This is a genomic window from Ilumatobacter sp. (assembly GCF_046290335.1).
In the GTDB taxonomy this organism is placed as follows: domain Bacteria; phylum Actinomycetota; class Acidimicrobiia; order Acidimicrobiales; family Ilumatobacteraceae; genus Ilumatobacter_A.
Genome location: NZ_JBKAGH010000011.1, coordinates 17,175 through 42,435, shown reverse-complemented (window position 1 = coordinate 42,435; position 25,261 = coordinate 17,175). Strand labels below are relative to the sequence as shown.

General features: G+C 66.2%; 21 protein-coding genes. 9 read left to right on the top strand and 12 right to left on the bottom strand.

Annotation, left to right across the window (positions count from 1 at the left end):
* Positions 1-86: 86 nt before the first annotated feature.
* Positions 87-1,172, bottom strand: a complete 1,086-nt coding sequence (xerC, locus tag ACE37B_RS24430) for a tyrosine recombinase XerC (RefSeq protein WP_409925971.1) — start codon at positions 1,170-1,172, stop codon at positions 87-89.
* A gap of 425 nt (positions 1,173-1,597) precedes the next feature.
* On the opposite strand from xerC, the gene ACE37B_RS24425 reads away from it, so the two are divergent.
* Both ACE37B_RS24425 and ACE37B_RS24420 read left to right on the top strand, forming a co-directional pair.
* The gene (locus ACE37B_RS24425; RefSeq protein WP_409925970.1) at positions 1,598-2,620 is read left to right on the top strand and encodes a GerMN domain-containing protein; all 1,023 of its coding nucleotides are present in this window, start codon (positions 1,598-1,600) and stop codon (positions 2,618-2,620) included.
* Positions 2,621-2,714: 94 nt separating this feature from the next.
* A complete protein-coding gene (locus ACE37B_RS24420; RefSeq protein ID WP_409925969.1) occupies positions 2,715-2,912 on the top strand; it encodes a hypothetical protein in 198 nt (65 codons plus the stop codon).
* Between the two features lie 42 nt (positions 2,913-2,954).
* On the opposite strand, the gene ACE37B_RS24415 is transcribed toward ACE37B_RS24420, so the two are convergent.
* The 7 genes from ACE37B_RS24415 to ACE37B_RS24385 all read right to left on the bottom strand — a co-directional run bounded on the left by ACE37B_RS24415 (position 2,955) and on the right by ACE37B_RS24385 (position 10,693).
* On the bottom strand, positions 2,955-4,346 hold the full coding sequence (locus tag ACE37B_RS24415; RefSeq protein WP_409925968.1) for an MBL fold metallo-hydrolase: 1,392 nt from the start codon (positions 4,344-4,346) through the stop codon (positions 2,955-2,957).
* A 172-nt stretch (positions 4,347-4,518) separates the two neighbouring features.
* Entirely contained in the window at positions 4,519-5,853 is a 1,335-nt protein-coding gene (locus ACE37B_RS24410) for an acyl-CoA dehydrogenase family protein (protein ID WP_409925967.1), read from the bottom strand.
* Positions 5,854-6,005: 152 nt separating this feature from the next.
* Complete coding sequence (locus ACE37B_RS24405) at positions 6,006-6,443, bottom strand: DUF4234 domain-containing protein (RefSeq protein ID WP_409925966.1); 438 nt, start codon at positions 6,441-6,443, stop codon at positions 6,006-6,008.
* Between the two features lie 137 nt (positions 6,444-6,580).
* The gene (locus ACE37B_RS24400; protein WP_409925965.1) at positions 6,581-7,639 is read right to left on the bottom strand and encodes a glycine betaine ABC transporter substrate-binding protein; all 1,059 of its coding nucleotides are present in this window, start codon (positions 7,637-7,639) and stop codon (positions 6,581-6,583) included.
* 74 nt (positions 7,640-7,713) lie between these two features.
* Complete coding sequence (locus ACE37B_RS24395) at positions 7,714-8,544, bottom strand: ABC transporter permease (protein WP_409925964.1); 831 nt, start codon at positions 8,542-8,544, stop codon at positions 7,714-7,716.
* Between the two features lie 8 nt (positions 8,545-8,552).
* On the bottom strand, positions 8,553-9,827 hold the full coding sequence (locus tag ACE37B_RS24390) for a betaine/proline/choline family ABC transporter ATP-binding protein (protein WP_409925963.1): 1,275 nt from the start codon (positions 9,825-9,827) through the stop codon (positions 8,553-8,555).
* Positions 9,824-10,693: an ABC transporter permease gene (locus tag ACE37B_RS24385; RefSeq protein ID WP_409925962.1), complete on the bottom strand. Its 870-nt coding sequence runs from the start codon at positions 10,691-10,693 to the stop codon at positions 9,824-9,826. The genes ACE37B_RS24390 and ACE37B_RS24385 overlap by 4 nt, the downstream gene beginning before the upstream one ends.
* A gap of 248 nt (positions 10,694-10,941) precedes the next feature.
* On the opposite strand from ACE37B_RS24385, the gene ACE37B_RS24380 reads away from it, so the two are divergent.
* Positions 10,942-11,838 (top strand): SCO6745 family protein, encoded by an 897-nt coding sequence (locus tag ACE37B_RS24380; RefSeq protein WP_409925961.1) that lies wholly within the window; start codon positions 10,942-10,944, stop codon positions 11,836-11,838.
* A gap of 62 nt (positions 11,839-11,900) precedes the next feature.
* Here ACE37B_RS24380 and ACE37B_RS24375 read toward each other — a convergent pair whose 3' ends face one another.
* Positions 11,901-12,563 (bottom strand): PH domain-containing protein, encoded by a 663-nt coding sequence (locus ACE37B_RS24375; RefSeq protein ID WP_409925960.1) that lies wholly within the window; start codon positions 12,561-12,563, stop codon positions 11,901-11,903.
* Between the two features lie 149 nt (positions 12,564-12,712).
* Here ACE37B_RS24375 and ACE37B_RS24370 point away from each other — a divergent pair, with 149 nt between their 5' ends.
* Positions 12,713-16,045 (top strand): hypothetical protein, encoded by a 3,333-nt coding sequence (locus ACE37B_RS24370; RefSeq protein WP_409925959.1) that lies wholly within the window; start codon positions 12,713-12,715, stop codon positions 16,043-16,045.
* 48 nt (positions 16,046-16,093) lie between these two features.
* Here the strand turns inward: ACE37B_RS24370 and ACE37B_RS24365 are convergent, their stop codons facing one another.
* The 3 genes from ACE37B_RS24365 to ACE37B_RS24355 all read right to left on the bottom strand — a co-directional run bounded on the left by ACE37B_RS24365 (position 16,094) and on the right by ACE37B_RS24355 (position 18,900).
* Positions 16,094-16,843 (bottom strand): SDR family NAD(P)-dependent oxidoreductase, encoded by a 750-nt coding sequence (locus ACE37B_RS24365; RefSeq protein WP_409925958.1) that lies wholly within the window; start codon positions 16,841-16,843, stop codon positions 16,094-16,096.
* A gap of 74 nt (positions 16,844-16,917) precedes the next feature.
* Entirely contained in the window at positions 16,918-17,787 is an 870-nt protein-coding gene (locus ACE37B_RS24360) for an LLM class F420-dependent oxidoreductase (RefSeq protein ID WP_409925957.1), read from the bottom strand.
* A 72-nt stretch (positions 17,788-17,859) separates the two neighbouring features.
* Positions 17,860-18,900, bottom strand: a complete 1,041-nt coding sequence (locus ACE37B_RS24355) for an NADP-dependent oxidoreductase (RefSeq protein WP_409925956.1) — start codon at positions 18,898-18,900, stop codon at positions 17,860-17,862.
* Positions 18,901-19,033: 133 nt separating this feature from the next.
* Here ACE37B_RS24355 and ACE37B_RS24350 point away from each other — a divergent pair, with 133 nt between their 5' ends.
* From ACE37B_RS24350 to ACE37B_RS24330, 5 genes are all read left to right on the top strand, one after another.
* Positions 19,034-20,383, top strand: coding sequence for a hypothetical protein (locus ACE37B_RS24350; RefSeq protein WP_409925955.1), 1,350 nt, complete (start codon positions 19,034-19,036; stop codon positions 20,381-20,383).
* Positions 20,380-22,392: a hypothetical protein gene (locus ACE37B_RS24345; RefSeq protein ID WP_409925954.1), complete on the top strand. Its 2,013-nt coding sequence runs from the start codon at positions 20,380-20,382 to the stop codon at positions 22,390-22,392. The genes ACE37B_RS24350 and ACE37B_RS24345 overlap by 4 nt, the downstream gene beginning before the upstream one ends.
* A 139-nt stretch (positions 22,393-22,531) precedes the next feature.
* Positions 22,532-23,065 (top strand): universal stress protein, encoded by a 534-nt coding sequence (locus tag ACE37B_RS24340; RefSeq protein WP_409925953.1) that lies wholly within the window; start codon positions 22,532-22,534, stop codon positions 23,063-23,065.
* 72 nt (positions 23,066-23,137) lie between these two features.
* Positions 23,138-24,127: a 2-hydroxyacid dehydrogenase gene (locus ACE37B_RS24335; RefSeq protein ID WP_409925972.1), complete on the top strand. Its 990-nt coding sequence runs from the start codon at positions 23,138-23,140 to the stop codon at positions 24,125-24,127.
* Between the two features lie 102 nt (positions 24,128-24,229).
* On the top strand, positions 24,230-25,246 hold the full coding sequence (locus ACE37B_RS24330) for a PAS domain-containing sensor histidine kinase (RefSeq protein ID WP_409925952.1): 1,017 nt from the start codon (positions 24,230-24,232) through the stop codon (positions 25,244-25,246).
* The last annotated feature ends 15 nt before the right edge of the window (positions 25,247-25,261 follow it).

Sequence of the window (25,261 nt, the reverse complement as noted above, 5' to 3'; positions counted from 1 at the left end):
CCAGCAGGAGAGCGTCATAACAACGGCGACTCCTACATGGGTTGAGGAGTTGGGATCTTCGTCCGCGCCGTCGGATGTCGCGGTAGTCAGTTGCCGAGTGCGGCGTCCAGAACGTTGCCTCCACCGATCGTCGGTCGGACCCTGTGCCGGTAGTGCTTCTGCAGCATTCGTAGATCCTTGTGCCCGAGCTGGTCGGCGACCTGCTCGATCGGCATGCCGGCGTCAGACATCAGCGACGCTGCCGAGTGACGGAGTTCGTTGGGCGTCCAATCGTCGAGGCCGATCGTCGTGACCACCTTCGTGAACTCCTTGCGGCAGACCATCGGGTCGATGGCATGACCGGTGGGGGAGGTGAAGATCAATGCTTCGGGGTTGGACCAGATCTCCCCGATCTCGAGTTGGTGCCGCTTCTGCTCGAGGCGGTGCTGGCGCAGGGCGTCGAGTACGGGACCCGGCGCGTCGAGCGATCGAACTGACTGCGTCGTCTTCGGTTCGGACAGGATGATCGCGCCGTTCTCGTCTCGTGAGATGGCACGCCAGATGTGAATGGTCTTGCGCTCGAAATCGACGTCGGGCCACGACAGTCCGGCCGCCTCGCCGGGACGTAGGCCGAGATACACCATTGCGATCCACATGGCTTCGAGCGGAGTGCCAGCGCTCGCCGCGATGAAATCCTTGGCCTGTTCGAGAGAGAGTGAGCGGCCCTCCTTCACCGGTCGGGCCTCGGCCGGCAGCTCGACGACGGATGCCACGTTTCGCGCGACGAGGTCTCGGCGCACACCCCACTTCAGTACCTGCGACAACGTGCCACGAATCTTGTTGAGCGACGATCGCGAGAACCCGGCCTGCGCCCGGTCGGTGAGCGCCTTTTCGATCCGCTCGGGGCTCAGTGTGCGGACCTTCGCCCCGCCAAGGTCGTTGCGCAGGATGTTCAGGGCCCACTTGTGGCGGCCGACGGTCGAGCCCTTGAGGTTCTTGTTGGGGAGTACTTTGGCCTCCCATTGGTCAATCAAGGTGCCGAGCTGGAGATTGCCATCGACAACCGGTCGGCCCTCGTCGACCGACTTGAGCAGTTGCCGCAATGATCGTTTCGCTTCAGCCTCGGTGGGGGAGATCGTGCGGCGCTTCCGGCCGTCGATCATGACCTGGGCGACCCAACGCTCCGTAGGCATTCCTGACTTGCGTGGCTTCAGGACCCTGTAGACCGATCCTTCGCCGTTTCCTCGTTGAGAACTCATCGATCCTCCAGGCAGCGCGGTGGGCAACGCGGTGAGCAACACAAGCGTACATCGAAGGACGACCAGGACCGGTCGAACGAGCAAAAGTCCTGGTCAGCGCACGTTCACGCACGTTGGCGAACGTCAAGAAACGGACACAATAAGACTTACAAGGAAGATGTCGGGGGTTCGAGTCCCTCTGCGCCCACCAGACTGCGATGCTGGGTCTGCTCGTTCAGGCCCAGGGCAGCGATTTGGTGGCCGAACTCTCGCGGTGAGTGAGCGGGGTAGCGGTGTGTCCGCGAGGATCGACGGCGCCGGGACGTTCGGCTCTGTTGCGCACGCGACGTTGGGATCATGATGGCCCTCGGAGGTGCATCATGCTTCGTCGACGTGGGCAGCGATCTCCGATCTCGGTCGGGGCGATCGTGGTCGGTCTCGGGCTGTTGCTCGCCTCGTGTGCGACCGACGCCGACACGACCACTCCGGCGGCGAGCAACACGACCGCGACCAGCACAGCGACCACCGTCGCCGAACCGTCCGCGCCAGCAACGACCGCCGCCAGCGACGACACGGTGGTGCCGACCGAGGCCACGACGACGCAGCCCTCGGCTGCGAATTCCAGCACGATCGGCGACGACGACACGATGTTCGTCAACGTCTACTGGGGCTGGAGCGTCCTCAATCCGGCATCCGGTGCGCCAGAGCGACTCGGCGCGGGTGGTCGCGATGTCGCAGCGGACTCGCCGATCCAGCACGCGCTCGAGGAGACGTTCGCCGGGCCGACCAGCGTCGAGGCGGAGATCGGCATGACCAGCAGCGTTCCGGCCGGCACCACGCTGCTCGGTGTCGTCGTCGAGGGTGACACCGCAACGGTCGACCTGTCCGGTGAGTTCACGGCATCGGGTGGAACGCTCGACGAGACGATGCGGCTCGCCCAGGTCGTCTTCGCCGTCACCCAGTTCGACGGTATCGACCGCGTCGCATTCCGGATCGACGGCATCGCGCAGACGTCGATGTTGTCCCACGGCTTCGAGAGTGCCGACGGATTCTCACGCGACGACTTCTCCAACGTCCGGCCGGCGATCCTGATCGAGCTGCCGACACCCGGCGTCGCAGTCACCGACCCGTTCGTGATCCGCGGCGAGTCGAATACCTTCGAAGCGACCGTTCGCTACGCGATCACCAGTGGGGGCGGGGACGGGATCGTGGTGGCCGAGGGGTTCGCGACAGCGACGAACGGCAACGGTGCGTGGGGTGACTTCGAGATCGTCGTCGACCTCGGTGACGTCTCGCTCGGCGACGAGGCGACCTCCGGATCGATCATCATGTGGGAGGACTCGGCACAAGACGCAAGCCAACTCGACATCGTCGAGGTGCCGGTGCTCCTTCCCCGGCGCTGACGTGACGGCCGGGAGGCCGAGTGTCCATCCCGGTCGCGTCGAGATGCCGTCCGGCCCGCCCGGGGTCGGCGAGTCGATCCGGTACGTTCGAGGGATGCGGCAGAGCAGTCCGAACGGTGCCGATCCTCAGAAGGTCGTGGAGCTACTCGCACGGATCGTGCCGACGTTCCGTCGGACTCGTGAGGCGTTCGAACGCAACGCGCAGACGACGATCCCGATCGACATGATGGCCGACCCCGACGCCGCCCGGGAGGCGATTCGCGCGAAGTACGGCGATCGCTCGGAGTCCTGACACGCGATCGCGGCGCCACGTCGCGGTGCCGGTGCGGGGCGGTCAGCGGCCGATGAGCACTCGTTCGCCGGGGGCGGGGACGACGGCGGGGGTGTCGGTGCGGGCGTGGATGGCGTCGACCAGCGCCGCGCTGCGGTCGGCTTCACCATGGTTGACGTAGACCACCTCGGGCGGGGGAGCGGCGGTGTCGGCCCAGGCCAGGAGTTCGTGCTGATCCGCGTGCGCAGACAGTTCGATCGACCAGATCCGGGCGCGCACACGCCGATACTGACCGAACAGCTTGATTTCGCGTGCTCCCTGCCGCAGGGAATCGCCACGAGTGCCGGGCGCCTGGAACCCGACGAGCAGCACGGCGTTGCGGTCGTCGCCGATGCGCTGCGCCAGATGATGCAACACGCGGCCGCCGGTCGCCATCCCCGACGCCGAGATGATGATCATCGGTCCGTGTCGCGCGTTGAGTTCCTTCGACGCGTCGACCGATCGGGTCTCCCGCAGCTGCAACGACGAGAACAGCTCGGTGCCGTGGAACTCGGGGCGGATCTCGCCCGAACCCGACCGTGCCGCCTCGCGGTACACGTCGAGCGTGCGGCTCGCCATCGGGCTGTCGACGAAGACCGGCACGTCAGGGACTCGCCCGGACCTGACGAGCCGGTCGAGGTGCCACAGCACGATCTCGGTGCGATCGACGGCGAAGGCGGGGATCACCACCACGCCGCCACGTCGCGCTGCTTCGCTCACCGCCGCCGCGATCGTGTCGTCGGGATCGACATGCGGATGATCTCGATCGCCGTACGTCGACTCGGTGACGAGCACGTCGGCACGTCCGATCGGTGCGGGAGGCAGCAGGAGCGGGTGGGTCGGGCGGCCGAGATCGCCGCTGAACACGACGTGCCGGTCGCTCGACGCCAGATGGAGATCGATCGACGCTGCGCCGAGGATGTGGCCTGCGTGACGCCACGTCGCAGTCACACCAGGCACCACCTCGAGCGGCGTGTCGAAGTCGACGGAACGGAACTGGGCCAGGCTCTCGACCGCGTCGTGTTCGGTGTAGAGCGCCAACGCGGGCTCGTGCTTCGAGAATCCCTTGCGGTTGGCGTAGTCGGCTTCCTCTTCGTGCAGATGCCCGCTGTCGGGCAGCACGATCGATGCAAGGCGATGCGTACCCGGCGTGCAGTACACCGGTCCGCGGAAACCGAGTCGAACGAGCCGAGGAACGTACCCGCAGTGGTCGACGTGCGCGTGCGTGAGCACGACGGCGTCGATCGATTCGGGCGGAACCGGGAAGTCGGCCCAGTTCTGCAGCCGCAGCTCCTTCTTTCCCTGGAACAGTCCGCAGTCGATCAGCACCCGTCCGTCCGGAGTGTCGAGCAGCGTCTTGCTCCCCGTGACCGTGCCCGCTCCGCCGACGAAGGTCAACGCCGTGGTGGGGATCATCTCGCGGCGCCCGGTTGCTCTCGATCGCTCATGTCGTTCGACGACGATGGCTCGAGTGACGGCACCCGAGCCAGCGGCGTGCCTCCTGCGTCGATCGTCGTCCGATCCGCGCCGTCGCGACAGTGCCGTTCGGCCCGTTGGTCACCGCCGACGATGCGGTGCACGACGGGCTTCAGGAGTTGATCGCGAGCTCGTCGAGGACGTCGGCGTACCGCTGGAGTGCGTCGGCGCGCCGTGTGGGAATGTGGTCGATGCTCGGATCGGCCGGCCGGTACCGCTTCAAGACCTGGCGGGCGACGGTCACCTTGTGGACCTCGTCGGGGCCGTCGTAGATCCGGGCGGCGCGCGCCGCCCGGTACATCGACTCCAGCGGCAGGTCGGTCGTGTAACCGAGCGAGCCGTGGATCTGGATCGCTCGATCGATCACGTCGTGGAGCACCTTGGCGCCCCAGAACTTGATCACGGCGATCTCGAGGCGAGCATCGCTGTAGGTGCCACCAGCGTCGTGCAGCTTGTCCATCTTCCACGCGGCCTGCAGCGTCAGCAGCCGGGCCGCTTCACGGTCGGCGTACGACTGAGCGATCCAGTCCTGGACCATCTGCTTGTCGGCGAGGATCGAGCCCTTCGTGAAGCGGGTCAGCGCTCGCTCACACAGCAGGTCGAAGGCTCGCTGCGACTGGCCGAGCCATCGCATCGCGTGGTGGATGCGACCCGGTCCGAGTCGCTTCTGTGCGAGCGCGAAGCCCTGCCCGATGCCGGCCTCGCCACCGACGACGTTGTCGAACGGGACGCGTACGTCTTCGTACAGGATCTCGGCGTGACCACCGGGCTCGCCCGTGACCTGATGGGGATGATCCATCGTCGGCACATCACGCAAGATGTTGACACCCGGGGTATCGGTCGGAACGATGATCATCGAGAACGCCGAGTACGGCGACGCATCCTCGTCGAGGTTGGTCTTGACCATCACGATCAAGATGTCGGCCACCGACGCGTTCGACGAGAACCACTTGTGACCGTTGATGATCCACTCGTCGCCATCGCGGACTGCCTGGGTGGTGAGCAGCGTCGGGTCGGCGCCCGCTCCCGGCTCGGTCATCGAGAAACACGAACTGATCTTCTGATCGAGGAGTGGCTGCATCCACGTCGTCTTCTGTTCCTCGGTCCCGCCGAGCGACAACAGTTCCGCGTTGCCCGAGTCGGGTGCGTTGTTGCCGAAGATGCGCGGTGCCAGCACGGACTGGCCGAGGATCTCGTGCATCAGCCCGAGCTTGACCTGGCCGAAGCCACCGCCACCCAACTCAGGTGGGAGGTGAGCAGCCCACAGGCCCTGGTCCTTCACCTGCTGTTTCAGCGGTTCGGTGACCTTGGCGTAGGCGGCTCGCCCCTCGGCGCTGCGAAACTCGGGCGCGAGTGTTTCGAGGGGGAAGATCTCCTCTTTCACGAACTCGCGCATCCACGCGAGCTTCGCTTCGAACTCGGGTTCGGTCTCGAAATCCCATGCCATGGTCGGCTCCCTGCTGCGTCCTCGCCCGTTGCTCGGGTCGAGCGGTCGGTCGACCCGAGGCTACGCGTCGGCCGCGGCCGGAGTCGGACCGGACAGCTCACGCGTCGCCAGTCCGCAGAGCGGGGGATCAGCGGCGACGCGGCAACACAGCCTCAGAGGCTGGGCTTGTTGGTCTGGCCGTGTGCCGTCCAGTGATCGTTGATCGCGTTCTGGATACGGACGTACCAGATGATGTTGCCGATGACGGGCAACAGGAACCACAGACCCCAGATGGTCGTGATCGGCGGCTCCTTGCCCTCCTTGCGATACATCTGCTCGACCTCGCCGGCGAGGAGGAACATCGTGATCGGCGAGAGCAACAAGGTGATGAAGAGATAGCCGATACCGCCGATCCCATTCCCCGAGAAGCGCTTGATCTCATCGCCGTTCTGGTACGACCACACGATGATCCAGATGCCGAACGTCACGATCGAGAGGAGGATGACCAAGCCGATCGATCGGCGCTTGCCCACGGGCCCCTGCTGCACACCGCCCATCGCGGACGCTGGGGGCGGGGGAGGAGTCATCGGCGGCGGTGGCATGTCGGTCATGTGGTCGACCGTAGCGCCTCCCGACCCAGGGACGCGACGAGGGGGACGACCGCATCGCGATCGTCCCCCTCGTCGTGTCGACGGTTCGGTGTGTCACCGCGCCGTCATGGGTCAGTCGTGACCCGGTGGTGGGTTGCTCAGATGAGGCCCTGCTGGGTGAGGTAATCCTCGGCGACCGCACGGGGGTCTTCGCCATCGGCCGACACGCGACGCTGGAGTTCAGCGATCGTGTCGTTGTCGAGATCCGACAGGAGGGTGTCGGCGAGCGCCTCGAATGCTTCGGGAGCCTGCTGGTACACGCTGTCGGGCATCGTCATCGAGACGTTGTAGAGCACGTGCACGCCGGGATCCTCCACGACCACGAGGCCGAGCGCCGGGATGCGGCCATCGGTGGTGAAGATCTCACCGAAGGTGCAGTTGCCGGTCGCGGTCTCGTCGTAGATCACGCCGACGTCGAGGATCTGCTCCTGGCCGGCCGGAATCGTGAGGCCGGTCGCCTCCTCGAGCAGCACGAGGCCGTCGGGACGGTTCGGGTACTCGGTCTCCATGCAGACGGTGGCGTCAGGGTTCTCGTTGACGTACTCCATCATCCCCTGCAGGTCGAGACCCGCGGCCGGGGAGTCACCGGCGGTGGCGAATCCGTAGGTGTTGTTGAACGGCGACACACCGACCCAACGAACGTCGTTTTCCCCGAGATCGTTGACACACACGTCGGTGGTCAACACGTCGGGGTCGAAGCTGGGGTCTTCCTGTGCGAGGTGCACGGTCCAGCCAGTGCCGTTGTACTCGAAGTAGGTATCGATCTCGCCGGCCAGCAATGCGTCGCGGTTGACGACGGTGCCGCCGAGGTTGGTCGAGTCGGTGACGTTCGCACCGCCCGCCTCGAGGGCGACGATGGCGAGCTGGCTGAGAACGAACTGCTCGACGAAATCCTTCGAGCCGACGTTGACGTCGATCCCGCTGAAGTCGAGTTCGGTCAGCGAGGCGACCGAGTCGTCTTCGTCGACGGCGGTCTCGCACTCGGCGCTCGGGGCCGGAGCCGAGGTCTCGGCCGGCTCGTCGGTTGCGGACGTCTCAGCCGGAGCGTCGGTGGTGTCGACGGCGTCGCCGTCATCGTCGCTGCCGCATGCGGCGGCAACGAGTGAGATGGCAGCGGCGGCGGCGAAGAGCCGCGTCGTCTGTCGTGTGGACTTCATGGTATTTGTCTCCTTATAGGTGTTCACGGGTATTCGTTCGAGGGCGCGTCGAAGCAGACGTGTGATGGTTGAGGTCACAGGCCGCTGGGTCGAAGCGTCTTCTCGATGAGCGCGGCGATCCAGTCGACCGACAACGCAACGAGCGCGGTCATGACCGCGCCGGTGATCAGGACCAGATCTCGGCTGAGCTTCAATCCGGCACTGATCGTGGCTCCCAGCCCGCCACCTCCGATGAGGAAGGCAAGGGCGGCCATACCGACGGTGATCACCAGTGCCGTTCGGACACCGGCGAGGATCACGGGGATGGCCAGTGGAAGCTCGATTTGACGAAGCGTCTGGCGTTTGGTGAGCCCCATGCCACGACCAGCTTCGATCACGCTCTTGTCGACCTGCTCGAGGCCGACCATCGTGTTGCGCAACACGGGCAGGAGCGTGAACAATGCCAACGCCCAGATCGTGGTCCAGGGTCCTCGGCCGAGCCAGGCGAAGGCGAGCACGAGGAGTCCGAACGCAGGGATCGCCTGACCGGACGTCGCGATGGCGAGAATCGGTGACCCAGCCCGCTTGTACTTGGGTCGGGTCAGCAGAATCCCAAGGGGAACGGCCAAGCTGACCGTGAAGATCGTCGACCAGAACGTCAGCGACAGATGCTGTTCGAGTTGGGGCCTCAGGTTGCGGTCCCAGTTCAGCGCTCGCTCGTCCTGGAAGATCTTGTCGGCCGAAGCGTTGTAGAGGTACAACGCGATGCTGCCAGCGATCACGATCAGCGGCGTGATCAGGAGCCCGGCGTTGGACTTCACCAACCGGATCGCCGGCGGCAGCTCACGCGACTCGACGGGTGAGGAGACGTCTTCGACCTCGTCGGCTTGCGTCGTGGTCGTCGGGGGAGCAGGTGGTACCTGCACGGAAGTCATCAGTGGCCCGCCCCCGCTCCGTTCGACCCAGTCCCACCAGCGCCAGCCAGCACCTCAGCAGCTTCAGCGGCTTCGGCGACGGCGAGTTGCTCGTAGTGCTTCTTTGCCTGGCTGCGCAGCCGCTTGAGGACGTCGGCGAGACGTTCGATGTCGAGGATGCCCTGACATCGACCTTTCTCGTCGACCACCACGGCCTGTCCGGCGTTGGAGAGCAACATCTCTTCGAGCGCATCGTGCAGCGTCGCGTTCGGCGCGACCAACGCTTCGACTCGCGCTCCGGCCTGATCGAGCGGAATCGACGTGTCGTCGAGATGACGGTCTTGCACCCAGCGGATCGGTCGCTGTTCGCGATCGAGCACCAACATCCACTTCTCCGGCGACGAGTCGTACAGCTGACGGGCCGACGCCCGGTCGGTGTCGACGCTCACGATCGGCCAGTCGGCTGCGAGTTCGAGATCACGTACTCGTTCGAAGTTGAGGCCCTTCAGTGTCGAACCCGAACCGATGAAGTCGCTCACGAAATCGTCGACCGGGTACGCCAGGATCCGCTCCGGGGTGTCGAACTGGCGGATCACCGACTGCTCGCCGAGGATCGCGATCCGATCGCCCATCTTGATCGCCTCGTCGATGTCGTGGGTGACGAACACGATCGTCTTCTTCAGTTCGCTCTGCAGTCGCAGGAACTCGTTCTGCAGCCGGTCACGGGTGATCGGGTCGATCGCTCCGAACGGCTCGTCCATCAACAACACCTCGGGGTCGCCACCAAGCGCCCGAGCAACGCCGACGCGCTGTGCTTGACCACCCGACAGTTCCTTCGGGTAACGATCTCGATACTGGTTCGGGTCCAGCCCGGTCAGCTCGAGCAACTCGTCGACTCGCGCTGCGGTGCGCGTCTTGTCCCATCCCAAGAGGCGCGGCACCGTCGAGATGTTCTGCGCGATCGTCTGGTGCGGGAACAGACCGATCTGTTGGATGACGTAGCCGATCCGACGGCGCAGCCGGTCGGCGTCGACCGTGGTGACGTCTTCGCCGTCGAAGATGATGCGCCCCGAGGTCGGTTCGATCATCCGATTGATCAATCGCAGCGTCGTGCTCTTGCCGCACCCCGATGGCCCGACCAGGACGAGGATCTCACCTTCGGGGATCTCGAGGTCGAGATCGGCGACGGCTGGCACGTCGGAGCCGGGATAGACCTTGCCGACGCCGTGCAACTGGATCTTGGCGCGAGGCCGTTCGAGAGTGGACGGCGTGGGAGGGGTCTGCGTGTCGGTCATGAGCGGAGTCCTTTCGACGTCGTCACACGACGCAGGAGGTTGAAGGCGATGTCGGCGACGAGCGCCAGAACGATCGTGAACACGACGCCGGTCCACATGCGTTCGACCGACGTGACGTCGGGAAAGCGCTGGAGGCCGTCGTTGATGTAGCGGCCGAGGCCAGTGCCACCGACGAGCGGGGCGATCGCTGCGATGCCGATGTTGAGCAGCGTCGCCACTCGGATGCCGGTGAGGATGATCGGCCAGGCGAGTGGGAGCTCGACACGTAGCAGGCGTTGGCTGGCGTTGAGGCCCATGCCCTTCGCGGACTCGATGACGGCTCGGTCGACGTCTTCGAGCCCGATGACCGTGTTGCGCAGGATCGGCAGGATCGAATACATCGCCAGGGCGATGATCGGGCCCCGGTCACCGACGCCGATCGACGGCACGGAGATGAAGACAGCGAACAGCGCCAGCGACGGGATCGTCAACATGATCGAGGCGACACCGAGCACGGGGCCGCGCAGCGACGAGACCCGGTGGACGATCACGCCGAGCACGATGGAGATCGCCACGGCGAACGCCATGGAGGTGGCGACCAGCTGGATGTGCTGGACGACTCGGTCGAAGATCGGGCTCCAACCTTCGGCCTGGGTCATCCAGTCCCACCAACTGCGGTAGGCGTCGAAGTCGAAGAGCAGCGACGGAAGCTCACCGATGCCGGTCAGGAGGACGCGAAAGCCTTCGACGACGTCGTTGTCGGCGGCGGTGTCGGCAATGAACAGCCACCAGCCCAAGACGAGGAGGAGCACGGTTGCCGCGATGCCACGCGGCGAGAAACGAGACCCGAATCCACTCGGGGATCCGGTTCCAACGGCGTCGCTCATCGAACGGCGTCCCGTTGCTCATGGGACGTCGAAAAGGTGTTCGTGAGGGATGCGGTCGTTGGTGAGATGTCTTCCTCTCGCGGGCGTCTTGGGAGCCCCGGCGTTGCTGAGACGGGCGCCGACCCATGTCGGCGACCTCGTTGGCAGCCGTCGACCATACACGAGGTCGTGTCGTGCGCCAACAGTCGAGCGCTCCGCTCCAGCGTGCGGACATCGTTGCTCGTGGCCTGCTGTGGCAGGATCGATCGATGAGCGCCTCACCCGACTGGTTCGAGATCACCCGACGAAATGCTCGATCGGTCCAGACGACGATCGGGTGGATCTTCTGGGATCCCGGAGCGACGCGCCGGTATGTGGAGCTCGGCTTGCCGGACGGTTTCGCGGAGCCGCTCGGCTACCTCGCGTCGCGTTGCGCTCCGCTCGCGGCCGCTGGCCCCGATGCCGTGATCGCCGCCTTCGGGACGATCAGTCAGCGGGGAATCCGGGCGGTGTTCGACCTGCTCGAGCACGATCCACGCCGGTTCGAAGCGTGCCGGCAGGCCCGCGACGAAGCGGTCGTCGAGGGGCTCCATCAGCACGCCCCCGACATCGTCGAGCCGCTCATCGAATTCGGGGCCGAACTCTGGCGTGTGGTGGAGCAGCTTCCGCTGATGGGACGCGTGTTCATGGCGGCACATCTCGCCCTCCCGCGCCCCGACGATTCGCTGCTATCCGGCTGGCATGCCGTCAACTGCCTGCGCGAGTGGCGTGGCGACACGCATTGGGCGATCGTGGTCGCAGCAGGACTCACGCATCCTGAAGCGTCCATCCTTCACAACGCACACATGGACTACGAGGCGGACTGGCTCCCCGCATCTCGCGGTGCCACACCCGAGGAGATCGACGCGGGCTGGGATGCACTCGTCGGGAAGGGTCTGGCCGAGCGAACGAGTGACGCACTCTGCGTGCTCGACGCCGGTCGAGCCCTCCGCAGGCAGATCGAGGACGACACCGACCGGGCGACGACGCTGCCGTGGGAACTCCTCGGCGAAGCGCGCTCCCGCGAGTTCGCAGCGACGTTCGAACCGCCGTGTGAGTTGCTCCTGCGACGGGTCGACGAGACAGCCGGTCCGAACTATCAGCCGGCGTCGCGCTGGCGCGACTGAGCGATCACGGGCGCGAGATCACACCGGGCAGTGACACGCCGGGCGGTGACCGGCGATGCGGTTCAGAGTTCGTCGAGGATCTGACGACGCTTCGTCTCGAACTCGCTGTCGGAAACGAGGCCCTGACGATGAAGGTGCTCGAGCTCGCTCAGACGGTCCTTCGCCGAGAGCGTGCCGCCACCGGACGGTGCCTGCCCACGCAGCGCATCGGCGATCGCCGCGGCGTCACGCTTGGAGTCGGAGACTTCGTCGGCCTCCACCTGCGAGAAGATGAGCGTTCGCACGCGGTCAGGATCGGCGATGTTCTCGAACACCGAATCGCCGGTTTCGCCGGCCGACTCGATCGTGACGACGCCGTTGTTCGTCAGCCGCGCGATGACTCCCTGCTCGAAGTTGACGTTGTTCACGCGGTTGAGCGGGATCGACACGCCGACGCGACGGATGAATCCGCTCTGGTAGGCAACACGCTGGTTGGTGACGGCGAAACGGGTGGTCTTCCAGCGGATGAACTCGTATGCGGTGTTGATCAGCCACACGACGAACGTGACGACGGTGAGCCAACCGAACAGCGTCGACAACCAGTCGACGTCGACGATCCACCACAACAAGAACAGCGCGACGACGCCGATCCCGGCGGCGGCCTGCTTCCAGAAGTACCACCAGTGGGGGTTCGCCGAGAGCACCATGGTCTCGCCGGGCATCAGATCGAGCTTCGAACCGAACATGTTGCGAACTGTACCTCACCAGGGGTGACGTGGATCGGGACGCGTCACGATCCACGTATTCTCCAGACGTCGCTCTCGGGTACGACGTACACTGCTCAGCGATCGGCGGACCGATCCAGGTGGGCGACGAACGAACCGGGGAGCAACACATGGGACGTACACGATCGACGACGAGCAGCGATCATCAAGCGCGGCGGTGGCCGCAGGCCCTCACGGCGTTCGGGCTCGCAGCGACCGGCGTACTGCTCGTCGGCGCCGACGCAGCGGGCGCCGACGGCCCGCCCGTCGCGACCCAACTCGATCTGCTCGGGCCGGATGGCAGCGAGCGGTTCGGTGAGAACGTGCTGGTGTTGTCCAACGGCAACTTCGTCGTCACCGACCCCGGCTTCGACATCGAGGGAGCCACCGACGTCGGCGCCGTCCACCTGTTCGACGGCACCACGAATCAACTGATCTCCACGCTCACGGGCTCCACGACCGACGATCGTGTCGGCGATCGTGAGCCGATCGAAGTCGGCGACAGCAACGTCGTCATCGAGTCGACGGACTGGGACTTCGGTACCGTGGTCGACGCCGGCGCGGTCACCTGGATCGACGGCACGTCGGGCCTCGACGGCATCGTCAGCCCGGCCAACAGCCTCCACGGGTCGTCGAGCGACGACCGTGTCGGCGTCGTGACCGTGCTCGCCGACGGCGACTACGTCGTACGGTCGAGAGATTGGGATCTCGGGGCCGTGACCAACGTCGGAGCGGTCACGTTCGCCGAGGGAGACGTCGGCATCACCGGTCCGGTGACCACGTCGAACAGCCTGCATGGTGGTTCATCGGGCGATGGCATCGGCGGGAGCGCGGTCCTCGCGTTGTCGAACGGGAACTATGTCGTCGGTAGCCCCGACTGGAACAACGGCGCGATCGCAAATGTCGGCGCGTCGACCTGGGGGAACGGCGAGACCGGAACGAGTGGACCGATCACCGCGTCGAACAGCCTGATCGGGTCAACGATGAACGACTACGTCGGCAGGAGCACGTACGAGGTCGGTACCTCCGACTACGTGGTCGCCAGCACGTCATGGGACGGACCGGGAGGCGTCGACGTCGGCGCGGTCACCCAGGTCGACGGCGAGACCGGACTCGTCGGCGTGGTCACGACCGCGAACAGTCTGCACGGCACGACCGCCGGCGACCGGGTCGGCGTGAGCGGTGTCTGGACGCTGGCCAACGGAAACTACGTCGTCGGCAGCCAGTACTGGGATCTCGGCGTGCTCGTCGACGTCGGCGCAGCGACCTTCGTCGACGCCGAAGTCGGCCTCACGGGCGCTGTGAGCGCCGCGAACAGTCTCTACGGCACGACGGCCAACGATGAGGTCGCCGTCAACGGTGTCGTCGCCTTGACCAACGGCAACTACGTCGTCAACGCCAACGTGTGGGACAACGGTGGGATCGTCGACGCCGGCGCAGCGGTCTGGGGTGATGGGACCACGGGCATCTCGGGTCCGGTCTCGGTGTCGAACAGCCTCTACGGCACGTCGGCTGGCGACGGAGTCGGCCGAACCGCAGCGCTGACCAACGGCAACTACGTCGTGTACACCGCTTCGTGGGACGACGGTGCCGTCACCAACGTCGGAGCAGTGACGTTCGGCGATGGCGCGACGGGCATCACCGGACCCGTGTCGACGGCGAACAGCCTGCACGGCACGACGAGCGGCGACCGCGTCGGGTTCGTGACGCCGCTCGCGGACGGCGACTACGTGGTCACGGCGTCGTCGTGGAGCAATGGCGCCGTCGAGGGTGCAGGAGCGGTGATCCACGTCGACGGGCAGACCGGCATCACCGGTCCGGTGACGACCGACAACAGCCTCCACGGCACGACCGTGAACGACTCGGTGGGGTCCGATGGTGCGAGCGAACTCACCGACGGCAACTACGTCGTGCACAGCTCGTTCTGGAACGACGGTGCAACCGCCGCCGTCGGTGCCGTGACCTGGGTCGACTCGTCGAACCCGCTCACCGGTCCGGTGACCACCGACAACAGCCTGCACGGGGTCACGGCGAATGATCAGATCGGTGAAGTCGACGGCGACAGCGAGATCGTCGTGTTGCCGAGCGGCCACTACGTCCTGTCCAGCGATCTGTGGGACGACGGTGCGAACGTCGACGTCGGTGCGGTCACCGTCGGTCGAAGCGGTGGTGTGACCGGCCCGGTCACCTCCGACAACAGCGCGATCGGCACCCCGCCCGGTCTCATCGGCGAGGCGTCACCGCTACTGACCTCGGGCGACGCGATCGTCGTCGCGACCTTCCAGAACCGGGTCATCGTGATCCTCTCCGACCTGCTGTCGCGGGACCCGGCGCGTCTGCTCGACACGAGGTCGGGCGACGGCATCTCCACCGTCGACGGCCTCGCCCTCGGTTGGGGCCGTTCGCAGGCCGACACCACCATCCAGATCCAGATCGCCGGGCGTGGCGGGGTCCCGGCGAACGCGACGACGGCCACGTTGAACATCGCGTCGATCGCACCCTCCGGCCGAGGCTTCGCGACGCTGTATCCGTGCACCGACGAGGTGCCGGTCGCGTCGTCGCTCAACTTCGAAGCGGGGAGCAACGTCTCCAACGCAGCCCTCGTCACGCTGTCGCCGACCGGCACCATCTGCCTGTACTCGTCGGCCGAGGCGCACTACGCGCTCGACGTCGTCGGCTACACCCCCGACGGTTCGAAGGTCGGAACACTCGAGCCCGCCCGTCTGCTCGACACTCGTTCGGGTTCGGGCATCTCGACGATCGACGGCGAGTCGCTCGGTGCTGGCCGCGTGCTGGCCGGAGAAGAGGTCGAAGTCGACGTCGCCGGGCGTGCCGGCGTCCCCGACGACGCAGCCGCGGCGATTCTCAACGTCGCGGCGGTGGCGCCGAGCGATCGGGGCTTCGTGACGCTGTATCCGTGCAGCGCCACGCGACCGGTGGTGTCGTCGCTCAACTACGAGACCGGCGTGAACATCTCCAACACGACGATCGTGAAGCTGAGCGACACCGGATCGATCTGCGCCTACACCTCGTCGGAAACCCACCTGGCGATCGACGTCGTCGGGTTCGTTCCCGTCGGGTCCAACGCAGGCACGCTCGATCCGGCCCGTCTGCTCGACACGCGATCGGGTACGGGCATCTCCACCGTCGACGGAGCAGGTCTCGGCGATGGCCGCGTGCCCGCGGCCGGAGTCATCGACGTCCAGGTGACCGGTCGCGGTGGAGTCCCCGAGGGAGCCAAGGCAGCGCTGGTCAACCTGGCGGCGGTCGGTCCGTCCGGCAAGGGTTTCGCCACGTTGTACCCGTGCACGGACGAACCCCCGACCGCGTCGTCGTTGAACTACGAGGCCTCGTCCAACATCGCCAACGCGACGCTGGTGAAGCTCTCGGCCGACGGCACGCTGTGCATCTTCACCTCCGCGGAGGCGCACTTCGCCGTCGACGTCGTCGGCTTCGTCGAGTAGGTCTTCGTCGAGTAGGTCTTCGTCGAGGAGGTCTTCGTCGTCGGCGGGTCAGAGCCCGCCGGCGACGATCAGCGTCTGCCCGGTGATCCAACTGCCCGCGTCGCTGGCGAGGAAGACCGCGGTCGACCCCATGTCGTCGGGCGTGCCCAGACGCTGCAGCGGGATCCGCTTGAGCGCCATCTGTTCGAGACGTTCCTCGTCGGTGTCGAGCGCGGTCATCATCACCTCGGTCGGCACGTAGCCCGGCGAGATGCCGTTGACACGGACGGAGGGCGCCAGTTCCAGCGACATCGTCTTCGTGAGCGAGTTCACACCCGCCTTGGCCGCCGCGTAATGACCGCTTCCCGGCACGCCGCGATCGCCGGCCGGCGACGAGATGTTGATGATGCTGCCACCGTCGGCCATACGCGCCGCGGCGATGACCGACGCGCGCCACACGGACGTGAGGTTGAGCGTCAGGCACGCGTCCCAGTCGTCGTCGATGATCTCGGTGAGGGGTGCGCGCAATGGTGATCCGCCGGCGTTGTTCACCCAGACGTGCAGTCCGCCGAAGGTCTCGACAGCAGCGTCGGCGAGCGCCGTGAGCGCTTCGCGATCGGTGACGTCGGTGGCCACCGCGATCGCAGAGCCGCCCGCTGCGGTGATGTCACCGGCGACGCGCTCGATGCGATCGACGTGACGCGCTGCGACGACGACGGACGCTCCGGCGCGGGCGAGGCTGTGAGCGATGCCCTCACCGATGCCCTGACCGCCGCCGGTGACGACGGCGACCTTGCCGCTCAGGTCGAATGGTTTCATGTGATGCTCCTCGGATCGGTGGCTGAGAGATCGGGTGTTGGCGTGCTGGCGAGCCGATGGCGCACCGGCACCTGTCAGGCGTTGCGCAAGATGACCTGATCGCCGAACGCGCTGAGGCGGTCGAGCCCGCCCGGGCCGGCGAAGAAGAACGCGGGGATCATCACGCGGCCCACGCCGATGTCGGCCAATTGCTCGACACCGGCGATCGGATCGGCCATCTGTGCGCCGAACATCGCGTTGACCTCGATGCTCGCCGGATCGCGCCCGGCGTCCTCGGCAGCCTGATGCAGCCGGGTCACCAACGCTCGAAGTCGGTCGGCGTCGCCTTCGCCGGGAAAGTACCCGTCGGCGATCCGCACGGCGCGAGAGATCGCCGCGTCCGTGTCACCGCCGACGAGGATCGGGATGCGTTCCTGCACGGGACGCGGGCTGCACGTCACCGGCGGGAAGTCGACGAACTCGCCATGGAACTCGGCATGTGGCCCCGCCCACAGTGCCTGCATCGCGGCGACGTACTCATCGTTGCGGGCACCGCGGCGTTCCCAGGGCACGCCCAATGCCTCGAACTCCTCGCGCAGCCAGCCGACGCCGAGTCCCAGTTCGACGCGGCCGCCGGACAATCGGTCGAGCGTGGCGAGTTCCTTCGCCAGTACGAGCGGGTTGCGTTGCGGAACGATCAGGATGCAGGTCCCGAGGCGAAGCGTCGGCGCCGCCGCGGCGGCGAATGCGAGCCAGATCAGCGGATCAGGAATCGGGGTGTCGGGCTCGGCCGGGATCTTGCCGTCGGCTGTGTACGGGTACTTCGACTCGATCGACGAGGGGAGGATGACGTGTTCGCCTCCCCACAGCGACTCGAATCCCGAAGCCTCGGCTCGGCGGCAGATGTCGAGCGCGACGTCCTGCTCGATGCCGATGCTGCTCGCGAATGCCAGTCCGAACTTCATGCGTTCCTCCAGTCGTCCCCCGTCCGACGGCCTTGGGCGCCGCCGGTCCGGCAGATGGTAGGCAGCGCCGCCTCACGCGGGATCATCGGACCCGACCATGGAGCCGACCATGGAGCCGACCTTGACGAGGAGTTTGCCGACGTTGCCGCCGTTGAACATGAACTCGAGCGCTTCGGGATACCGCTCGATTCCCTCGAGCACGTGCTCCGGCACGACCAAGGACCCATCGAGGATCCACCCGGACAGCTGGGCCATCGCGGTCGGGATGCGTTCGGGAAAGTGGAAGTACGCGTAGCCCTCCATGCGGGATTGCCGCTCGGCGAGGCGCAGGTACATCGACGGGCCGGTCACGTTGTCCATGTCGTCGTACTGCGACACCGCCCCGCAGATGACGACCCGAGCGTGCATCGCGAGGTTGTCGAGCGCGGCGTCGAGAATCGCGCCGCCGACGTTGTCGAAGAACACGTCGATTCCGTCGGGGCACAACGTTCGAAGCCGGGCTGCGACGTCGTCGTTACGGTGATCGATCGCCTCGTCGAACCCGAGGACGTCGACGAGGTGCGCGCACTTCTCAGGGCCGCCGGCGATGCCGATGACCCGGGCACCGTCGAGTTTCGCGATCTGACCGGCGACCGAACCCACGGCGCCTGCGGCCGCCGACACGACGAACGTCTCGCCGGCTGCAGGTTTGCCGATCTCGCGGACCCCGATCCAGGCGGTGACGCCGGTCGAGCCGGACAGCGCGCCGAGGTAGAGGCTGATCGGCCCGATCGAGTCGTCGATCGCCGTGAGTGACGTCGCCGGCATCGTCGACAGGGTCTGGACGCCGAACCCGCCGCGCACCGCTTGGCCGATCGGGAAGTCGTCGACGGTCGTTTCGACCACCCGGCCGACTGCGCTCGACCGGATCGTGTCGCCCAGACCGACCTGCTGATGGAACCCTTCGCCGCGCAGCATCGTGCGCGTCCCGGCGTCCACCGACACGTACTCGACCCCGACGCGCACCTGGCCAGGCTCGAGTTCGACGAGTGGTTCCTTCCGCAACTCGAAACAGTCGGGGGTCGCGGTGCCGACGGGGCGACGAACGAGAACGACTCGCTGGTTGGTGCGCATCGAGCGATCGTGACAGACGTGGCGAGCGTGGAGCGTGTCGAACCTGCTTCGCGAGTGGCGGGGGAGGGGACGAGGACCTAGCCTCTCGAACGTCCTCGACGCTCCTGTGCCACGCCTTCGTTCCGCCCCGTTCTTGCCTGCCTTGCTGGCCGCGCTCTGCGCGCTCGTGGCCGTGGGCCTGTTGCCGTCGACTGCGTCGGCTCATTCGGGCAAGCAGAGCTACCTGTACGTCTCGGTGTTCGAACGCGGCGTCGAAGGGCGAGTCGAGATTCCGGTCGTCGATCTGGGCCGGGCGCTCGGCGTCGACTTCTCGCAGGATCCCGCAGGTCTCGTCGATGCCGTGCTCGCCTCTCGCGACGACATGGAGCGTTACGTGTCATCCCACACGACCCTCGGCGACGGCGCGGTCGAGTGGACGATCGACTACCGCGACATCTCCGTGTTGCCCACCGAGAACGGGCCGTACGCGGTGCTCGACTTCGTGGTGGAAGACGACTTCGACGAGGCACCTCGGACGTTCGTCGCCGACTTCGCTGTCATCATCGAGTTCGATCCCGAACGCGATGCGCTGCTGATCATCGAAGACGACTTCCAGAGCGCCGTGTTCGACAACGGCGAAGAACCGCTGCTCGGGTTCTCGGTCGGCCTGACCGAGCAGCGGGTCGAACTGGGCGACGAGTCGACCCTGTCGTCGATGGCGGAGATTCGCGGCATGGGATCCGACGCGGTGCGCACCGGTATCGATCTCCTGCTGCTGGTCGCCGCGTCGACGGTGTTGCTGCTCCTGGTCCCCGCGACTCGCGGCGAGACCTCACCGACGTCTGTGCGGGCACTCGCAGCGCGTGGCCGGTCCGGACTCGGATGGTTCGCCGGCCTCTCGGCGGTCGGCCTGTGGATCTCCGGGTTGGGTGCGCTCACTCCGTCCCCTCGACCCGCTGGCCTCATCGTCGCGGGAGCGCTCGCCGTGGTGGCGGTGGCGCTCGTGGTGACGTTGCTTCGGCCGTCCACGAGGGGCGCCGGCCGACTCGTGGTGGCGGTGGCCGGAGCGTGTTTCGGCCTCGGCCTCGGCGCATCGTTTTTCGCGCAGGATCTCGATCGTTCGCGGCCCGTCGTCAGCTTGATCGCGTTCCAGGTGGGCGCATGGATCGCTGCACTGTTCGTCGTCGTGTTCGTCGCTGTCCCGCTGCTGATGCTGCGCCGGACCCGTTTCGTGACGGTGATCGGTGTCGTGCTCGGCGCGATCTTCGCCGGGTATGCCGTCGCGTGGATCGGTGAGCTGATCGTCGACGGCGATTGGCCGGTCGAGAAGGTTGCGAACCCCTTACGGGTCTGGCCACGCAACGTCTGGTTCGTCGCTTTGGCCGTCGCGGCAGCCGCTGGAGTGCGTACGATCGAGCAGCGGGCCGGACGGCTTCGCTCCGTCGACTCGGCTCCGGCCGCCGCGGTAGACCCCTCCGACAGTTTGGACCCCGTTCGCACATGAGCACACCCACCGAATCGCTCGTCGGGCATCATCATCGGCGGTGGACGATCCGAGCCGCCGTCGCTGCCGTCATCACCGTGGTCGTGGCGATGTCGGGCCCGTCGTCCGTCTCGGCGCACGAGTTCGGGCCGTTTGCGATCGATCGGTACGCCGCGATTCGAGTTGCTCCCGACGAGATCGAGATCGACTACGTGCTGAGCCTCGCCGAGACGCCGACACAGGCAGATGGCGACACGATCGAAGCCGATCCCGCTGCGCATTGCACGACGCTGTTCGACGACGTCACCGTCACGCTCGACGGCAGTCCGATCGAACTGAGCGGGCTCACGGCGACCACGCGGCGCGAAGACGGCGACGGGGGTCTGACGACGCTACGTGTCGTCTGCAACTGGGTGACCCCCATCGAGGTCTCGACGACGGCCCGATCGGTCACGTTCGACGACGCGAACTACAGCGGTCGAGTCGGCTGGCGCGAAGTGTTCGTCGTCGCCGACCGCACCGAGATCATCGGCGAGGTCCCGGACGAGTCCGTCACCGATCGCCTGACCGATTACCCGGACCCGTCCGAGAATCCCGACACTCGAGCGGTGTCGTTCGAGTTCGTCGCCTCCACTTCGGCGGATTCGGCGTCGTTGCCCACGTCAGAGCCCGGCGACGACGACGATGACGGCGGCGATGCCTTCTCGAATCTCATCGCGGATGCCGAGGGCGGCATCGGCGCGATGGCGTTGGCACTCGGGTTGGCTGCGTTTCTCGGCGCGCTGCATTCGTTGGCTCCCGGCCACGGCAAGACGGTGATCGGTGCGTATCTCGTCGGAACGAAGGGCACGAAGCTGCAGGCGTTGGTCTTGGCGATCGCCGTCGCGCTGTCGCACACCCTCGGTGTGCTGATCCTCGGCATCATCACGTATGCAGCCGGTGCCGCGTTCGCTCCCGAGCGGGTCTACCCCTGGCTGCAGGGCCTGTCGGCGCTCATCGTGTTGGGCATCGGCATCTGGCTCGTGTGGACCGCCGTGTCGGAATGGCGAGCCAGAACCCGCTCCGACGGACATCACGAACATCACGAGCACGGTGAGCACGAGCATCACGAGCATCACGAGCATCACGAGCATCACGAGCAGCACGAGCAGCACGAGCAGCACGAGCATCACGAGCAGCACGAGCACGAGCACGGTGAGCACGAGCATCACGAGCACGAGGTGCCCGCTCTTGCTCGAACGGGTCTCGCCTTGGCGACCGGTTCTGCAGCCATCAGCCATCCGCTGACGACCCCTGGGCATGATCATGGCCTCGTCCGACACGACCACGATCACGATCACGGGCATGACCACGATCACGGGCATGACCACGATCACGGGCATGACCACGATCACGGGCATGACCACGATCACGGGCATGACCACGATCACGGGCATGACCACGATCACGGGCATGACCACGATCACGGGCATGACCACGATCACGGGCATGACCACGATCACGGGCATGACCACGATCACGATCACGATCACGATCACGATCACGATCACGGGCATGACCACGATCACGGGCATGACCACGATCACGGGCATGACCACGATCACGGGCATGACCACGATCACGGGGCGGGGTGGCACCGTCACGGGATCTTCCCGCACACGCACAAATTCGATCTCGACGAGATGGATCTCTCGGGCAAGGTCAGTTGGAAAACCCTCGGAATGCTCGGTCTCTCGGGCGGGCTCGTCCCCTCGACGTCGGCGATCATCGTCCTGCTCGGCGCGATCCAACTCAACCGCATCGCGTTCGGCGGGTTGCTGATCCTGGCCTTCGGACTCGGCATGGCCATCGCACTCGTCAGCGTCGGGCTCGGCATGGTGGCGCTGCGCGACCGAGCCTTCGGTGCGATGGACGGCAACTCGATCATCCGGGCGGCGCGCATCTGGGTGGTCCCGATCGCCGCGACCGCGGTGCTCGCGATCGGGATCTTCCTCGTGATCCGAGCCTCGCTCGAGATCGCTGGTCTCTGACGACATCGAACCCAGGAGCGATCCGCAACCCGAGGTCGCGCCGCGAAGCGAGTCTTCGCTGTGGCCTTCGCCAAGGGCCTTCGCTATGAAATGACTCTTTCCCCTGTCGTCGGCCATCGAGGTGCGACAGGATGGGGGCATGAACGCCGATGCTGCCCGTGACCAGTCGTCGATCGATGGAGCAAGCCTGTCGAACCCCGTCGTGGTCGGCGTCGACGGCTCTGCCGAAGCCCGACGAGGCATGCTCTTCGCCGCTGACCTCTCGACGCGGCTCGATGTCGAGCTCGTCGCCGTGCATGCGCGTGGGCTGCTCGAGCGGATCGCCTCGGGAGCCGGTAGTGGCAGGAGCGAGGCCGTCGAGGCGTTGGAGACCAACTGTTTGGCCGTTCTCTCCGAGATCGACGGGTTGCGGTGGTCGTGGAAGGTGGAGGACGGTGCGCCGATCGACGTGCTGCTGCGAGTCGCGGATGAGGTCGATGCAGGCTTCGTCGTGGTCGGTTCCCACGGCGCCGGCCACAGCGACGAGCCGTTGCTCGGCAGCACGAGCCACTGGGTGGTGCGCAACAGTCATCGACCCGTGATCGTGGTGCCACCGGGCGACAACCATCCGCACCATCGACGGCCCTTCGGTGCCGGAGGCAGTCTGATGGGCGGCGGCGTCGCCGATCACTGAGCCCGGTGCCCGCCAACCGAGCTGACCCAGCGCAGAACCTCACCGAGTGACTCAACGAACGGAGACGTCATGATCCGAATGGCCATGTTCTCGACCAAGCCCTACGACCGTCGAGGCTTTGATGCCGCGGTGGACGGCGAACGCATCGAGATCGACTACCTCGATACACGCCTCGATGAGCGCACCGCCCCGCTGGCAGACGGCGCCGTGGCGATCTGCGCGTTCGTCAACGACGATCTCAGCGCCCCGGTCCTCCAGCAACTCGCCAGCGGGGGCACGCGGATCGTCGCGTTGCGGTGTGCTGGATTCAACAACGTCGATCTCGACGCGGCCACGGCTGCTGGGATCACCGTCGTGCGAGTGCCGGCGTATTCACCCAACGCCGTCGCCGAACACACGATCGCGTTGATGCTCTCGCTCAACCGTCACATCCACCGAGCGCACTCCCGCGTCCGCGACGGCAATTTCTCGCTGGACGGCCTCGTCGGTTTCGACATGGCCGGCAAGACGGCTGCCGTGATCGGCACCGGCAAGATCGGGATGATCGTCGCTCGGCTGCTCTGGCATCTGCGATGCGAAGTGATCGCCGTCGATCCGTTTCAGGATCCACACCTTCTGAGCCTCGGCGTCAGCTACGTCGACATGGACGAAGCCTTCCGTCGCGCTGACATCATCACGCTCAACTGCCCGCTCACCGACGACACCCATCACCTGATCAACGCTGGGACGCTGTCGGCCATGCGACCCGGGGTGATGATCGTCAACACGGGTCGAGGGGCGTTGATCGATACGCAAGCGGCACTCGATCGGCTCAAATCAGGCCACCTCGGTTCGTTGGGGCTCGACGTCTACGAAGAAGAAGGCGACCTGTTCTTCGAAGACCGAAGTGATCAGATCCTGGCCGATGACGTCTTTGCTCGTCTCCTCACCTTCCCGAACGTGTTGATCACCGCTCACCAGGGCTTTCTCACGACAGAGGCACTCACCGCCATCGCTGAGACGACGCTGCACAACGTGTCGGTCGTCGCTGCCGGCGACGCATGCGACAACGCCATCAACTGAGGGCCGAGCAGGTCGAACACCTTGCTGACATTCCCGTCAGCAAGCCGGATGCGCCCGACGTTGGGGTGCTGGCCGCCCCGGCCACCTAGAGTCGGCGACGTCATGATGCAACGCTTCGGTGATGAAATCGCGCACGCGCTGGTCGAGTCGTCCCCGGATGGGCTGCTGTTGGTCGACGACGCCGGGGAGATCCACGTCGCGAACGAAGCCGTCTGCGCGACGTTCGGTTATCCGGCCTCGACGCTGGTGGGCATGTCGGTCGACGCGCTCGTCCCCGTCGAGTTCCGGGGGGATCACGCTGGCCGTCGGCGCAGCTACGCCAAGCACCCGACCAAGCGGCCGATGGGCACCGACCTCGAACTGCTCGGTCAGCACGCCGACGGACACACCTTCCCGGTCGAGATCAGTCTGAGCCCGGTCGAACTCGGCGGTGAGATGTTCACCATCGCGGCAGTGCGTGACGTCACCGACCGACAAGAGACCATGGCACGCGTCGCGTTGTTGCGGGACCGAGAGCGGATCGCCCGCGACATCCACGACATGGTGATCCAGCGAATCTTTGCGGCGGGTATGTCACTGCAGGCGCTCAACAGCCTCATCGAGTCGCCCGCGGCCCTCGACCGAGTGGCCTCGGTGACCGAAGAACTCGACGACACCATCCGCCAGTTGCGAGCAGCGATCTTCCGACTCGGACAGCCTGAGCACGACGTGACGCTCTCGGGCCACATCGCGTCGATCGTCGACGAACGGTCGCGGCACCTGGGTTTCGTACCGACGCTGGCGGTCGCCGGGCGCATCGACGATCTGCCGGCCTTCATCGCCGACGAACTCGTTGCCACCCTGACCGAGTCGCTGTCGAACGTCGCTCGGCACGCCAAGGCGAACATGAGCAACGTCGTCGTGCGTCGGAGTGCCGATCGGGTCACCCTGATCGTGTCCGACAACGGCAGCGGCATCGCCGGGGACCCGAAGACGCGCGGCGGACTGTCCAACATGATGTGGCGGGCCGCTGAGCTGGGGGGCACATGTTCGGTGAGCGACAACCACCCGACCGGCACGATCGTGACGTGGTCGGTGCCGACCGCCAGTCGAGCCAGCGCGACGCTGACCACCGAGTGACGCGGTCGGCCCACA

Excerpts from the sequence above, each read along its gene's own strand:
- xerC (WP_409925971.1), bottom strand. The coding sequence starts at position 1,172 with ATGCCTACGGAGCGTTGGGTCGCCCAGGTCATGATCGACGGCCGGAAG.
- ACE37B_RS24425 (WP_409925970.1), top strand. The coding sequence starts at position 1,598 with ATGCTTCGTCGACGTGGGCAGCGATCTCCGATCTCGGTCGGGGCGATC.
- ACE37B_RS24420 (WP_409925969.1), top strand. The coding sequence starts at position 2,715 with ATGCGGCAGAGCAGTCCGAACGGTGCCGATCCTCAGAAGGTCGTGGAG.
- ACE37B_RS24415 (WP_409925968.1), bottom strand. The coding sequence starts at position 4,346 with ATGATCCCCACCACGGCGTTGACCTTCGTCGGCGGAGCGGGCACGGTC.
- ACE37B_RS24410 (WP_409925967.1), bottom strand. The coding sequence starts at position 5,853 with ATGGCATGGGATTTCGAGACCGAACCCGAGTTCGAAGCGAAGCTCGCG.
- ACE37B_RS24405 (WP_409925966.1), bottom strand. The coding sequence starts at position 6,443 with ATGACCGACATGCCACCGCCGCCGATGACTCCTCCCCCGCCCCCAGCG.
- ACE37B_RS24400 (WP_409925965.1), bottom strand. The coding sequence starts at position 7,639 with ATGAAGTCCACACGACAGACGACGCGGCTCTTCGCCGCCGCCGCTGCC.
- ACE37B_RS24390 (WP_409925963.1), bottom strand. The coding sequence starts at position 9,827 with ATGACCGACACGCAGACCCCTCCCACGCCGTCCACTCTCGAACGGCCT.
- ACE37B_RS24385 (WP_409925962.1), bottom strand. The coding sequence starts at position 10,693 with ATGAGCGACGCCGTTGGAACCGGATCCCCGAGTGGATTCGGGTCTCGT.
- ACE37B_RS24380 (WP_409925961.1), top strand. The coding sequence starts at position 10,942 with ATGAGCGCCTCACCCGACTGGTTCGAGATCACCCGACGAAATGCTCGA.
- ACE37B_RS24375 (WP_409925960.1), bottom strand. The coding sequence starts at position 12,563 with ATGTTCGGTTCGAAGCTCGATCTGATGCCCGGCGAGACCATGGTGCTC.
- ACE37B_RS24370 (WP_409925959.1), top strand. The coding sequence starts at position 12,713 with ATGGGACGTACACGATCGACGACGAGCAGCGATCATCAAGCGCGGCGG.
- ACE37B_RS24365 (WP_409925958.1), bottom strand. The coding sequence starts at position 16,843 with ATGAAACCATTCGACCTGAGCGGCAAGGTCGCCGTCGTCACCGGCGGC.
- ACE37B_RS24360 (WP_409925957.1), bottom strand. The coding sequence starts at position 17,787 with ATGAAGTTCGGACTGGCATTCGCGAGCAGCATCGGCATCGAGCAGGAC.
- ACE37B_RS24355 (WP_409925956.1), bottom strand. The coding sequence starts at position 18,900 with ATGCGCACCAACCAGCGAGTCGTTCTCGTTCGTCGCCCCGTCGGCACC.
- ACE37B_RS24345 (WP_409925954.1), top strand. The coding sequence starts at position 20,380 with ATGAGCACACCCACCGAATCGCTCGTCGGGCATCATCATCGGCGGTGG.
- ACE37B_RS24340 (WP_409925953.1), top strand. The coding sequence starts at position 22,532 with ATGAACGCCGATGCTGCCCGTGACCAGTCGTCGATCGATGGAGCAAGC.
- ACE37B_RS24330 (WP_409925952.1), top strand. The coding sequence starts at position 24,230 with ATGATGCAACGCTTCGGTGATGAAATCGCGCACGCGCTGGTCGAGTCG.